This window comes from Streptomyces sp. AC602_WCS936, assembly GCF_019049125.1.
GTDB lineage: Bacteria > Actinomycetota > Actinomycetes > Streptomycetales > Streptomycetaceae > Streptomyces.
Map to the genome: position 1 here is coordinate 14168 of NZ_JAGMUF010000015.1, position 12885 is coordinate 27052.

Annotated in this window: 10 protein-coding genes; 4 read left to right on the forward strand and 6 right to left on the reverse strand. The window is 71.6% G+C overall.

Annotated elements, in window-relative coordinates:
• Window positions 1-128: 128 nt before the first annotated feature.
• Window positions 129-1940 (forward strand): zeta toxin family protein, encoded by a 1812-nt coding sequence (locus KUM03_RS06765; protein WP_308406271.1) that lies wholly within the window; start codon window positions 129-131, stop codon window positions 1938-1940.
• On the opposite strand, the gene KUM03_RS06770 is transcribed toward KUM03_RS06765, so the two are convergent.
• Window positions 1904-2173: a hypothetical protein gene (locus KUM03_RS06770; protein ID WP_217246094.1), complete on the reverse strand. Its 270-nt coding sequence runs from the start codon at window positions 2171-2173 to the stop codon at window positions 1904-1906. The genes KUM03_RS06765 and KUM03_RS06770 overlap by 37 nt on opposite strands.
• Before the next feature lie 184 nt (window positions 2174-2357).
• Here KUM03_RS06770 and KUM03_RS06775 point away from each other — a divergent pair, with 184 nt between their 5' ends.
• Window positions 2358-5033, forward strand: a complete 2676-nt coding sequence (locus KUM03_RS06775) for an ATP/GTP-binding protein (RefSeq protein WP_217246095.1) — start codon at window positions 2358-2360, stop codon at window positions 5031-5033.
• A 41-nt stretch (window positions 5034-5074) separates the two neighbouring features.
• Here the strand turns inward: KUM03_RS06775 and KUM03_RS06780 are convergent, their stop codons facing one another.
• Window positions 5075-5233, reverse strand: coding sequence for a hypothetical protein (locus KUM03_RS06780; RefSeq protein ID WP_217246096.1), 159 nt, complete (start codon window positions 5231-5233; stop codon window positions 5075-5077).
• Between the two features lie 271 nt (window positions 5234-5504).
• Here KUM03_RS06780 and KUM03_RS06785 point away from each other — a divergent pair, with 271 nt between their 5' ends.
• Both KUM03_RS06785 and KUM03_RS38995 read left to right on the forward strand, forming a co-directional pair.
• Complete coding sequence (locus KUM03_RS06785) at window positions 5505-6065, forward strand: hypothetical protein (protein ID WP_217246162.1); 561 nt, start codon at window positions 5505-5507, stop codon at window positions 6063-6065.
• A 4-nt stretch (window positions 6066-6069) separates the two neighbouring features.
• On the forward strand, window positions 6070-7008 hold the full coding sequence (locus tag KUM03_RS38995) for a DUF4231 domain-containing protein (RefSeq protein WP_308406272.1): 939 nt from the start codon (window positions 6070-6072) through the stop codon (window positions 7006-7008).
• 11 nt (window positions 7009-7019) lie between these two features.
• Here the strand turns inward: KUM03_RS38995 and KUM03_RS06795 are convergent, their stop codons facing one another.
• The 4 genes from KUM03_RS06795 to KUM03_RS06810 form a co-directional block, all read right to left on the reverse strand.
• Entirely contained in the window at window positions 7020-7751 is a 732-nt protein-coding gene (locus KUM03_RS06795) for a hypothetical protein (protein WP_217246097.1), read from the reverse strand.
• Between the two features lie 150 nt (window positions 7752-7901).
• The gene (locus KUM03_RS06800; RefSeq protein ID WP_217246098.1) at window positions 7902-9062 is read right to left on the reverse strand and encodes a protein kinase; all 1161 of its coding nucleotides are present in this window, start codon (window positions 9060-9062) and stop codon (window positions 7902-7904) included.
• Window positions 9063-9174: 112 nt separating this feature from the next.
• Window positions 9175-10011 (reverse strand): DciA family protein, encoded by an 837-nt coding sequence (locus tag KUM03_RS06805; protein ID WP_217246099.1) that lies wholly within the window; start codon window positions 10009-10011, stop codon window positions 9175-9177.
• Window positions 10008-12647, reverse strand: a complete 2640-nt coding sequence (locus KUM03_RS06810; RefSeq protein WP_217246100.1) for a hypothetical protein — start codon at window positions 12645-12647, stop codon at window positions 10008-10010. Before KUM03_RS06810 ends, KUM03_RS06805 begins: the two co-directional genes overlap by 4 nt.
• Window positions 12648-12885 lie beyond the last annotated feature (238 nt).

Sequence of the window (12885 nt, forward strand, 5' to 3'; positions counted from 1 at the left end):
ACCGTGCAGTTCGCGTACGCATCGCGTACGAGATTCGTTCTTTACGCGTACGCCTGCTATGTTGACCTTGAAATGCGAACAGCTCTGCTCGGCCCTGACCGTGTGGGCTCGAACGGCATGGAGGACTGGTGGGGGAAGGCGGCCTTCTGGAGGCGTTGTCCGAGTCGGAGCGCCGCCAGGTGCTGGAACGGGTGATCATTCCGGAGGCCACGACGGGAGTCGTGCGCCAGTCCCGTCCGGTTGCTGTGGTGGTCGCTGGGCAGCCGGGCGCGGGGAAGACCGCTATCGCCAATCTCGTTCAGGCGGCTCTGGACCGCCGGGGCGGCGCCGTACGGATCTGCCGCGACCTCTACAAGGCGGCGCACCGCCGGTACACAGAGCTGCTGACCGCCGATGTCCGCACCGCCGGCGTCCAGGTGCGCCCGGACACGAGCCGCTGGCAGGCCGCGGTCGAAGAGCACGTCCGGGCAAACGGGTTCGATGCGGTGGTCGAATCCGCCCTCGCCGACGCGGAAGAGTTCCGGACATCCTCAGCCGCCTACCGGCAGGCCAGCCACCGGATCGAGGTAGTGGCGGTGGCAACGGCGGAGGCCCTGAGCCAGCTGGGTACCCTGGACCGCTTTCTCTCCGATCCGCGGTACGTGTCGTGGGAGAACCACGACGCCTGCGCGAAGGGCATGCTGCGGACTCTCGCGGTCATCGAGGCCGAGCACCTGGCCGACCGGATCACCGTGGTCCGCCGCGACGGCACCGTGCTGTACGACAACGAACTGCTCGACGGCACGTGGCGGCGCCGGACCGCCGCGGACAGGGCCGTGGTGTTCGAGCAGCGCCGGCCCTGGAGCGCGAAGGAGACGGCCGTCTTCCACCACGCGCTCGCGCGGGCCGAGGTGCGGGTGCACCGTGATCTGCCCGAGGACGAGCGCCTGGCCGTTCACCGGGACGTCCGGCGCGCGGCCGCGCTTGCCGAGCCCGTACGGCGCATCGCCCAGCCCCTGCGGCGAGCGCCCGGCGTGGACTACCACCGCCTCTCCGCTGACGAGCACCGATGGGTCTTCGACGAGCTGATCGCCCCGTCGTACCTGAGCGGCATCATCACCCGGCCCGATCCGCGCGCCGTCTACGTGCTGGGGCAGCCCGGGGCGGGCAAGCTCCTGGCCGCGAGGATGGTGCGGCGCGCGATGCGGCCGGGCACGACTCACCTGATCGGCGACGACTTCAAGGCCCAGCACCCGGACTACCTGCGGCTGTTGCGCGAGGACCCCCGCCGTGCCGGAGCGGCGATCCGGGCGGACTACCGGGCATGGTTCACCCAGGCCGAGCAGTACGTGCGGGAGCGGCGTGGTGACGTCCTGATCGAGGGCGCGCCGGGCAGCGTTGAGGAGCTGTTCGACAGCGCACTGCCGTACGCGGCCGGCGGCTACCCGGTCGAGCTCGTGGTCCTGGCCGTCCGCGAGGCAGACAGCCGTCAGGCCACCGCGCTGCGCTACGCCCGGTCCCTGCAGATCGGCCTCACCCCCAGGTTCACCACGTGGTCGGGGCACCGGACCTGCTTCCACGCGCTCACCGATGTGGTCACCGCCGCCGAGCGCCATCCGGCGATCGCCGCGATCACGGTGATCCGGCGAGACGGCCGTGCCCTGCTGCGGCACGAGGCCGGCGGCGCCGGGAGCGCGTCATGGGCCCTGGCGGCCGAACGGGCACGCCCGTACACCGAGCAGGAGGCCGCCGCGTTCTTCCGCCTCCATCACGGTCTGTGGCGAGCGCTCCCCCAGCACCGTGACGAACTGGAGGAGATGGTCGCGCTCGCCCGCCCGCTGATGCCGCCCGGGATGCAGCCGGCCTGGATCGACCGGTCGCACCCCTCCCTGTGGCCTCTGCCTGTCACGCTCCGAGGAGCGGCCTACGACGCGTCGAGGTCCTTCAGCCGGGCCGCGTAGACCTCCTTGATCCGGGCCGCTTCCTCCAAGTCGGCGGTCGCAAGCTGCTGCTGGTCGGCGAGCGCGGCCTGACGTCCGGCCCGCAGCTCCTCAACCCGCTCCTCATCGGGCACCGGGGAACGCTGCTGGGCGAGGAGCTGGTCGTTGTACCAGCTCACCACCGCCCGCACGGCGTCCGCGGCCTGCGCTTCGACGCCGCCTTCCAGACCGAAGAAGTCGGGGCTGTCGGACATGGCTACCACCTTCGTGTTGATCTTGCCGGAAACGGTCATTGTCTCCCTGGCCGATTCCGGTGGCGCAGCGCCGCGTGCGCGTACGGAATGCCTTCGCGCTCTCGGGCGTCCGGGGGATGCTTCCCCAAGGGGCCGCTTCCCGGCATAGGTTGGGCCCAGGTGATCATCGTTTCGGGGGTGGGACGTGGCAGGTCGGGATCTGCGGGCGCTGTTCAGCACGAACGACCGGGGCCTTCAGGCCGTGGAGGCGTTCACGAACCGGCAGCTTCAGTGGGAGCTGGTTGCGGCCGCGCTGGCCGAGCACCTGCGGCAGATCCATGAGCCCGGCTTCGATGTCGAGGATCTGGAGCGACCGCGTCACAACGTGATGGTGTTCCACGGGGTCGGCGGGATCGGTAAGACGACCCTGTCCCGCAAGCTGGAGGCCGCGCTCACCGGCGCCGACCAGCGGCCTTCCCAGTGGGGCGAGCCCGCATGGTCCGGGAAGCGGATCCTGCCCGTGCGCATCGACCTGGCCCGTTCCGCCGGCACCTCTTTCGAGGACGTCGTTCTCACGATCCGTGCCGCGCTCGCCGAACTGGGCTGTCCACTGCCTGCCTTCGACATCGCCCTGCGCCGCTACTGGGAGACCTTGCACCCCGGCGAAAGCCTGGAGGAGTACCTGCGCCGCGGAGGCATTGCGGGCCGGTTCGGCAAGGCCATGCCCCAGCAGATGCAGTCCGCCCTCGCCGACGTCGCCCAGGCCCTGCTCCTGCCGGGCACCGTCGGCACGGCAGTCGGTGCGGTGGTCGGCTCCCTCACAGGGGCCTTGCGGGAGCGGCGCCACACCGTACGGGCACTCGCCGGGTGCGCGCGGCTGGCGGACCTGCTGGAGGCCGAACCCGACCTGGAGTCGCTGTCCTTCTACCCGCACCTGCTGGCCTGGGAGCTCGCACAGCTGCCCGCGGACAAGCGCGTCATGCCGGTGATCCTGCTGGACACCTTCGAGGACGTCGGCGACCGCACGCACCGCGACCTGGAGCGCCTCATCCAGCGGGTGGTGTGGCTGATGCCGAACTGCTTCTTCGTCATCACCGGCCGCTCCCGCCTGCAATGGGCCGACGGAGCCCTCCAAGGACAGCTCGACTACACCGGCCCGACCGCCTGGCCCGGCCTGGCCCTCCCCGCCGCCGTCCCAGCCGCTCGCGCCGCCCGACCGCCCCACGGCCACGGGCGCCAAGTCCTCGTCGGCGACTTCTCCCCCGAGGACTGTGACGACCACCTCGCCCGCCGGCTCACCCGCGACGGCGAACCGCTCATCAGCGAGGAGATCCGACAGGTCATCACCGACCGCTCCCACGGCCTGCCCCTCTACCTCGATCTGTCGGTGATGCGCTTCCTGGAGATCCGCCGCACCGGCCGCACCCCGCAGCCCTCCGACTTCGACCACGACTTCCCCGCCCTGATCGCCCGCACCCTGTCCGACCTCACCGCCGACGAACGCCACGTTCTGCGCTCCGTGGCCCTGCTGGACGCCTTCGACCTGACTCTGGCCACCGCGGCCGCAGGACTGCGCCACGAAGCGCCGGCCCTGCGGCTGATCGAACGGCCCTTCGTCCGCGAGAACGTCTTCGGGCTGTGGCCGTACTACTTGCACGGGCTGATCCGCTCCACCGTCCGCGGCGCCGACGACCAGGCCGACGACCGCTGGTCGGCGCGCGACTGGGAGCAGGCAGCCCAGCGTGCGCTGGCCGCCCTCGGCGAGCAGTTCAGTGCGCGCACCGGCCGGGACCGGATGCTGCTCGTCGGCTGCCTGCGCCAGGGCCTCGCCCTGGCGCGCGATTTCGGTCTCGACCTGGGCTGGCTGGCCGAAGCCGCCTGGGCGTACGTCGGCGACTCGGTGTGGGAACCGATCGCCCCACCTTCCCGGACCGACGCCGACGGCGGCATGACGACGCCGGCCGACGCCCTCGTCGAACTCCTGGCCACCCTCGCCCGCCGCCAGCACGAGCACCGCTCGCTCACCGCCACCCGCCTCTCCGGCGTCGTACGCACCGAACTGCTGCCCGCCGACCTGCACGAGATGGCCGTCTACTACCTCGCCAAGGCCCAGCGCGACCTCGGTGACTCCGCCGGCTCGCGCCACGGGATGCAGCTCGTCGCCGACGGCCAAGGCCGCCTGGCCCCAGCCGCCCAGCGGGGCCTTGCTCACCTGGCCCGCCTCACCGGCGACTTCCGCACCGCCTACGACGTCGCGCAGACCCTCGGCTGGGAAGGCCGCAAGCACCGTGTCGAAGGTGACGTCTTCTGGCCCCACGGCGACATGGACCGCGCGGCCACCGCCTACGCCACCGCCCGCGACCAGGCCGAGCAGCACGGCATCGCCGGCGAGCGAGCCACCAGCCAGGCCCAACGCGCCTTCGTCCTCGCCTTCACCGACCCTGACGCCGCCGACGACGAACTCCACCTCGCCGACCAGCTGCTGAGGGGGCTCGACCTACGGGCCACCACCCTCACCACGAAAATCGCCGCGCTCGTCCGAGACGCCGGAGCAATCAGCAGCCTCGAGCCCGTACGCCTGCTGCGCACCGAGATCAGCGACGCCGGCCTGACAGCGTCGGAAGCCGCGCTGGGACTGGCCGTGTGCTTCCATCACGCCGTCCAGGACGACCACCACAAGATCAGCGCGGCGATCTCCCTGCTGCGCGACCTCACGCGCAGCGGCGACTACGCCTACTACGTCGACATCGCCCAGTTCATGGCGGACAGGCCCCTCGATCATGCTTCCGGAGCCCGGTGGCTCGACGGCGAACGCCACACCCGCAACCGCTGGCGCGGCCTGGTCATCGCACGGCAGGCGTACCTGGACACCAGGCGCTGAACCAACGGCGGGGGCCGTCTCCTAACGGCCCCGCCGTCCGGTCAGTCCATGTACGCCCGTGCGATGCGCCTCCCTCGCTCGTCCACGTCATCGGTCAGTTGGTAGCTCCACCCGCCCTCACGCAGCACCTCCCCGTCGGTCGTCTCGGTGGTGAGAATCCGCCCGTGCTCCGGGCCATACATCAAGATCACTTTTGTCATGGCGCGAACCGTAGACGGCTCTGCCGCATAGCGTCGCGTTCTCAGCCGAGCTGAGGCGCGCAACACGCATTTGAGCAGATCAGGGCTGCAATAGGGTCCGGGTTGCACTCGCGTTGCAGTGCCGTGTTGCACCCCGGGTGGCATGGGTTGCCCCTCGCCCCTCCCGTTCGGCTGGGCTGGCTGATCATCTCGCTGACACGGCATCACCCTGCGTGGCAGGGTCAGCGATGATCGGTTACGGCAGACGGAGGGGGCTCCCGTGGAAGCACGGATGTGGAACGGACTGGTCGGCGTCGCGAAGGAGACGTACACCGCCTCGTTGGGCGAGGGCGTCGTGCCGCGCCCGCTGATGATGCCGCTGGTGCGCGGCGAGCTGGTTGGGCTGATCTGGGTCCGCCCGCTCAAGGTCGGCCAGGACGCTCTCGCCGGGATCGCGGAACTCGCGAACATCGCCGCGGCGGCCGGCGCGGACGAGGTCGTCCTCGCGTGGGAGACCCACGACGTCGCCACCGCCTGCGAGCTGCCGATCGTCGGCCCGGCGCCGTGCCTGAACATGGTGGTCGCCACCCGCGACGGGCACGTCCTGCACCAGTTCCCCTACAGCGAGCAGCTCCTGTCCCGCAGCGCCGAGGGCTGGGCGTCGGTCGCCCCGGACTGGAGGCCGGCTTCCGCGCCGCAGCCCGGCGGCGAACTGGTGCCTCCGATCCAGGCCGCGGTGAACTTCTCCTTCACCCCGATCGAGCTGGACCACCCCGACCCGTTCGGCGTCACCGTCGTGCTGATGGAAGAGGACGGCTACCGCATCAGCCTGACCGAAGCGTTCGCCCGCTGATCCCGTGGCCCGGGACTTCGACGACGACGCGCCCCGCCGCATCCAGGACGCGGACGACCTGATCAACGCTCGTAAGCGGGACGAAGCCGAACGGACTCGCGCCCGCCAGCGGGACGCCGACGAACGGATCTACGTGGTGACCACCAACCTCGTCATCGACGCCCAGGAGCAGCTCGCCCGGCGCCGGCTGCTGGACCGTATCTGGCGCGCGGGGGCGGCCCTCAGCTGGCTGTCCTTACTCGCCGCCGTCATCGGCACGGGCATCGCCTGGGGCACCACGGGCGACCCCGCGCGGTTCGTCGTGGGTGACCTGATCTGCGGCAGCCTGCTCCTGATGTCCTTGCTGACGCTGGTCGGCGTCTACTTCGCCGGGCGGGACGTGCCCAGCCTCCAGCGCCTAGAGGTGCATCTCGCCTCGCAGCAGGAGGCGCTGTGGAAGCAGAAGGTCAGGAACAACCCGGACGTGGACGACCGGCGCAAAATCTACCGCGAGGAAGTCACGGTTGCGGTCGAGCAGTACCAGGCCGACAGCCGCAAGTATCGGCGGATCCACAACGGCCTGCAGACCCTCATCATGATCGGTTCCGCGTCCACGACCACGATCGCGGCCCTGGACACCGGCAAGGAGCTGACCTGGCAGAGCGTCAGCCTGACCGCGATCAGCTTCGCCATCACGGTTGCCGCGATGTTCACCGGCTACTACAAGTTCCGCGAGCGCAGCTACTTCCTCCAGCAGACCGCCGACGCCATCGAGGAGGAGGTGAACGCCGTCCGGCTCGGCATCGGCCCGTACAAGGAGTACGGGCCCGGACGGGAGGACGAGGCGCTGAAGAAGTTCACCCAGCGCGTCGAGGACCACCGCAACGAGCAGCGGCGCCGCCAGCAGCAGCTGGACCAGCCTGCCGACCAGGCGACCCCGTCCAGTCAGCCGCCCGCGGCCTGACGAAGCAGCGTCTACCGTCGGCGGCGGCCGCCGCCGGTGCGGTAGCGGTTGAGGATGTCCAACCTCGCCTGGTGGGATCCGGCGGGCAGCGCGCACTCGGCATCCGGCTTGGCGTGGCACACCGGGCAGGAGATCTTCATCAGCCGGTAGTAGGGGACCATGCTCGCGCTCCCGCGCTGAGTGCGCCGGTCCTCCGGTTCGCGGGCCTTCTTGGCCTTCGTCGCCGCCTCGCGTTCCTTCACGATCGGTTCGATCCGCTCGTCATGGCCGTGCTCGCGCCGGACCGCCTTGCCGCCCGGCTCGCCGGGGTCGGTGCAATCCTGGCCGGCCTTCGCGTCGCAGACGGGGCAGCGGCGGCGGATCCAGAACCGGCGGGCGACCTTCTCGTGCAGGGGGACCTTCCGGCCCGTCGGACGGGGTCGGACCGGCTGCACCGCCTGCGGGGCGCACTCGCCGGGCATGTGCCGCCATGCGTCGTACCGGCGCTGCTTGCGCTGGCCCTCCTTGAACTCTCCATTGCAGCTGGCGCACTTCTTCGCCGACTTCCCCGTCTCCTGGGGCTTGCGGGCGGGATCGTACGAGCCCCGGGACAGCTTCGGGGCCAGGGCCGGCCGGGTCTCCTGTGTGCCGTCGCGGCGCACGATGGTCACGTCCGAGGCTGGCGGCCGGTCGTACGAGGGGAGCTCCGGTGCGGCAACGTAGGACTGCCCCTTCGGGCCGGGCCACTGACGATGCTTCGACATACCCGGCAGGGTAGCCACCAGTCCGCGCGGGCGGCAGAGCGCGAACTTCCCATAATCTAGGCGGGATTCAGCCGAACGCGCCCGCTCGCTGGCCCTCATGCCGTCCCGTACGACCGACGCCCCGCGGCTCGATGGCCGGTCGGTTGGGCGTCATCCCTCGATCCGTACAACGACGAAGAGGTCCCCCGCCTCGCCGCCGTTCCTTCCCGGCCAGCCCAGTCCTTTCAGGCGTAGTCGCTGCCCCGCTTTTACCCCAGGAGGGATCCGGATCCTGTGGGTTGTTTCTGCGGAAGCCTCACCGGTTCCCTGGCAGGAGTCACACCCCTCTGCGCCGCCCGCACCAGGCTCGGGTGCACAGACCGGGCAGGGCGCCCGGTCTGCCAAAAGAATGTGCGTGACCGCGCCGAAGGTTGCGATGCGGGGGCTGATGGCGGAGCGGACGTATCTGTCCAGCCCACGGTTCGGTAGGCCCTCGTCGAAGTACCGCCGGTCGATTTCACGGAGGGCCAGCATCACCTGGAAGGCGTCGGCTGGACGGTCGCCAGGATTCTTGGCCAGGAGCCGTTCAACGAGGCTGACCAGGGGAGGCGGGGTAGAGAGCCGTCGCTTGATCAGGGGAGGCGGCTGCTCGTTGAGGTGCTGGTTGATCAGGTGCCAGGAGTTCCCGGTGAAGGGCTGGTGCCCGGTGAGCATCTCGTAGAGCACGCACCCGAGCGAGTACAGGTCGGAGCGGTGGTCGAACGTGCCGTTGAAGCACTCGGGTGCCATGTAGGCCGGGGTGCCGATCAGGACGCCGCTGGTGGTGATGTCGTGCCGTTCGTCGCTGCTCTTGGTGATGCCGAAGTCGAACACCGTCGCCTGGCCGTTGGGGCGGAGGATGATGTTGGACGGCTTGATATCCCGGTGGGTCAGGCCTGCGCCGTGGGCGGTGCCCAGGGCGTCGGCGATGCACACGGCCGTGCGAACGGCATCGGGCAGAGGCAGCCGGCCCTCCTTCAATACGGCGCTGAGGGGCTTGCCGCGAAGCAGTTCCATCACCAGGTAGGCGTGCAACCGTCCGTCGTGCATGGCGGAGCCGAAGTCGTGGACGGTGACGATGTGCGGATGGGACAGGCTGCCGGCGACCGCAGCTTCGCGGGCAAAGCGGGCCGACTGCTGGCTGCTGTCCGCACTGCCGTCGCCGGTGAGGACCTTGACGGCCACCTGTCGGTCGACCTTGGGGTCGTGCGCCTTCCAGACCTGCCCGAACCCGCCCGCCCCGATCGCCTCGATCAGCTGATAGCGGCCGTCCAGCACGGTCCCTGCCCGCACGACTCCCCCTCTCGGTACACACCGCGACGCACGGTGTACCAGGCGTGTACCCGTCACGCTACGCCGGGACAACCACCTGGAACAGGGGAGTGCTGATCTACCGCGTTTCGGCTCAGGCCGTGGTTCGCAGAGCCGTCGGCGGGCCGATGGTCGGCGTCCCGGCTTCCCGCGCCGCACGCTCTTGCCGAGCCCGGCGCAGCGCGGCGGCCTCGGTCGCCGCGGCCTGGCGGCGGCGCTGGGCGCGGGCCTGCTCCATGGGTGCCGGCGCATCGTCCGCGACGACGTCGGGTTCGGGGAACGCCCGGCGTGACAGCGCCCGCATCGCGGCGGTCTGCCGCTCCACCGCCTCCGCGATGCCCGGGTCCGCCAGGGACGGCCGGGCAGCCTGACGGTGCGCCTCGATCGCGCGGCGGTAGCCCTCCGGCGGCATCCGGCGCTCCACCGGCACGGCGGGCGCAGTGGGCTGCGGGGCCGGGGCGGCGGCCGCCGTGGCGGGGCCGGCCTTCGCGGGCGCGGGCGCCAGGACGTGAACGGTGCGGACGTTCGCGCCGGGCACCTTCTCGTTGGCCGCCGCGATCAGCTTCGGTGCGCTCCAGCGCAGCTGCGTGCCGTACGCGGGAGCGTCGGGGGCGACGTCCAGGCGGCCGGTGTCCGCGTCGAAGCCCACGGCCTGGACGTGCCCGGCGAGTTCGGGCGCGGCCGCGGCGAGGATGTCGTCGAACTGGGCGAGGACGCTGCCGCCGGCGGCCGGGGCGACCATGCCGCGCTCGGTCATCATCATGCCGATCGCCGCACCGAGCCCGAGCGGCTCGCGCCCGTCGCGGCGTACGACGGTGCCGGTGCGCCGCTTCGCCTTCTTCGTCTGGGCGGCGCCGTTCCTCTTCGCCGCTTCCCGGGCCGCGACCAGGGCCTGGCGGGCGAGGTCGACCCCGCTCGGCTCGGCACTCACGCGATCACCGCCCCGGCGGCCTCGCCGTCCAGCGAGCGCGCGGCGAGCTCCGGCAGCCGGTCGGTCCACGGCGCGGCCGGGGCCGTCTCGGTGCGGGCGGCGGCCTGCTCGCGCAGCTGCTCCAGCCGCGTCGCCAGCAGGTACTCGGCCGCGCGTTCCCGGGCCGTGTCGGCGGCCTTCGTCGCAGCGGCGACGGCGTCCGCGCCGGTGGGGTTGTGCTGGAACCAGGGGCGGCCCTGCTCCGCCTTGTACGCCCGCCGGGCCTCGGCTTCGGCCTCCTCGGTCCGGCCCAGCATCGCCAGCGCGGTGTCCTGGAACTCCTGGACGGCCTGCTGCGCGGTCTGGAACGCGGTGAACGCGTACGCGTCCTTCGCTACCTCCGGGTTGGCCTCCAGCATGGCGACGTCGGTGATCTGCAAGAACTCCTGCCATGCGGCGGCGATGCTGCTGCCGATGGCCGTCCGGGCCCCGGCAGTGGCGGCCGCGACGTCGCCCGGGTCGGTCAGGTCAGCGGAGCCGGCCGCCGCGAGGAGAGCGGCCTCACCGATCAGGGGCTCGGTCTGACGGTGGTGGTCGCACGCCTCGCACAGCCCGGCCGCCTGGTCCCGCCCGCAGTCCTCGCACGGCAGGGCCTGACGCACCGCTTCGGCGGCCGCCGCCTCCTGGCGCTCGCGCTCCGCCTGCTCCGCCGCTGCCACACGGGCCGCAGCGCGCCGGGCCTTCTCCGCGCGGGCCTGCTCCTGCCGCCACACGAGGTCCTCCGCCTCGGCAGCAGCGTGCTCGCGCAGCCGCTCCTCGAGGACACGCCGCCGCTCGCTGTCGGACAGGCCGGGCAGCTCCCGGTCGATGTCCGCGCCGATCCGCGCACGGCGAGCCCGGCGGAGGTGGATGACGTTGCCGCAGTTCTCGCAGTCCTCCCCGGTGTCCAGCCGAACTCCGTCGTCGCACTTGCGGTGCGAGCACGCCTGCCGCTGGGGCAGACCCCGCCGGATCAGCCACGGGAACGGCTTGTCGACCCGGGCCTCGCCGCCGGTCTCCTCCAGGCGGTCGGTGAGCCGGTCGGCCAGCAGCCGCGGCGCACCCTCCGGCGCCACACCCAGGCCCGCCAACTGCGCGAGCTCCGCCTTGGCGGCCGCTTCCACCTGGTCCTGCTGCCAGCCGGACAGCCGCTCCCACAGCCACGAGACCGGCCTCAGCGCCACCCGTAGATGAAGATCAGCCGGAAGGGCCACCCGCCTCTGCTGCTGCGCTTTTTCCCACCCCACGGCCTTCGGCCGGCCACCGGCACCAGCCCCGGCAGCACGCTGTCCATCACGCTCGTCGACCGCGGACTCCTTCGGCTGTTCCCCGCGAAGCGGGCCGTCCCCGGCCACCGACGACCCGGTCCCGGCGATGCCGGTCTTGCTGTCGACGGCCTGATCCTCGCCCGCGCACGCGCGCTCCGGCCGACGGCCTTCACCCCCACGGCCTTCGCCGGAAAAACCACAATCAAGCTGCGGAGGAACTACGGGAGTAACCACAGAAGCGTGGTCTGCGTGGAACTCTGCACCATCGGGACGCTCCTGATCCGCAGCATCCCAGGACCCCTCAGCACCACCGATCCCAGACGTACCAAGGGCACCGGCCGCACTGGCCGGACCATGATCTCCGCACGCACCATCGGGACGCGCCGAAAACACCGACCCGGCCCCCGAAACAGCCTCCACAGGGGCCAGGGTGCGGCCGTACGCGCGGGCGACCGGAAGCAGCATGACCTTGCCCCGGCCGTTCATCCGCGTCGACGTCGACTTCCGCTGCCGCGCCACGACACCGGCCTCCGTCAGCCTGGCCAGCACCTTCCGCGCCCCCGAGGGCGAGCAGCCCAGCAGCCGGGCCAGCGTCGCCGCTCCGCGCCCCTCGCGCTTCTTCACCGAGCCGCCGCACAGCTGCAGCCAGCCCGACGCCCGCGTGTTCAGCACCATCAGCAGCAGCCCGAGCCGGTCGGTCGCCGCACCCTTTCCCGTACGGCCGGCCAGCAGCCCCGGCGGCGTCGGCTCCTTGTCCTCCGGCGTCCAGCCCGGCCCGAACAGCGCCTCACACAGGCGCAGCAGCGTCGCCAGCTCGGACTTCGTCAGCGCCAGCGGGTGTCCCGCTCCCCCGCTCTTGCGGGCGTTCCACAGCGGCATGACCAGGCAGTCCAGCCCGGTCGGGTGCCCCTTCGCGTTCCTCACCACCTGCGTGTGCAGCGCGTCCGCGCCACGCAGCACGGGCAGCACCTTGTGGTGGACCGTGGACTCCTTCATACCCAGCCAGCGGCCCAGCTCCGAACCCCAGATCGAGGTCTGGTTGTCGTCCTTCTCGCCCTTGGGCGCCCGCGACTTCGCGTACAGCACCACCGCGGCCAGCTTCGGCGCGTCCTTCAGCCCGGCGATCGACGGATCCGCCAGCAGCGCCTGGACCGCGTCACGCAGCCGCAGCCGCATCGCGCGACCGAGGCGCAGCGGGTCGTCCAGGCCGCCGTCGCCCATCTGCCCGGAGGCCGGCACCGAGCGCAGCGCGCTCCGCTGCGCGGGAAGCCGGAACTCGTCGACGGAGTCGTCGAAGCCTGCCCAAAGGGGGTGGTCCAGCACAGCGGCCGACGCCGCGACCGTGCTCATCGGCCCACCGCCGTGACCACAGCGGCGGGCACCGCGAGGACCGAGGTCATCTTCGTCATCGGGCCGGTGTACACGCCAAAGCGGACACCCCCCTGAGCAGCCGGAACACGCGATTCGTCATCCACCCGCAGACCCTGCACCGGGCGGCCTGTGGACAGAGGGCGCAGAGCCCCGATCGCCCTCAGCGCTCCCGCCCGGCGGGCAACAATCTTGGAAACCGTCCCGCCACACGGGAAGC

Excerpts from the sequence above, each read along its gene's own strand:
- KUM03_RS06770 (WP_217246094.1), bottom strand. The coding sequence starts at position 2,173 with ATGTCCGACAGCCCCGACTTCTTCGGTCTGGAAGGCGGCGTCGAAGCG.
- KUM03_RS06810 (WP_217246100.1), bottom strand. The coding sequence starts at position 12,647 with ATGAGCACGGTCGCGGCGTCGGCCGCTGTGCTGGACCACCCCCTTTGG.
- KUM03_RS06785 (WP_217246162.1), top strand. The coding sequence starts at position 5,505 with ATGTGGAACGGACTGGTCGGCGTCGCGAAGGAGACGTACACCGCCTCG.
- KUM03_RS06795 (WP_217246097.1), bottom strand. The coding sequence starts at position 7,751 with ATGTCGAAGCATCGTCAGTGGCCCGGCCCGAAGGGGCAGTCCTACGTT.
- KUM03_RS06780 (WP_217246096.1), bottom strand. The coding sequence starts at position 5,233 with ATGACAAAAGTGATCTTGATGTATGGCCCGGAGCACGGGCGGATTCTC.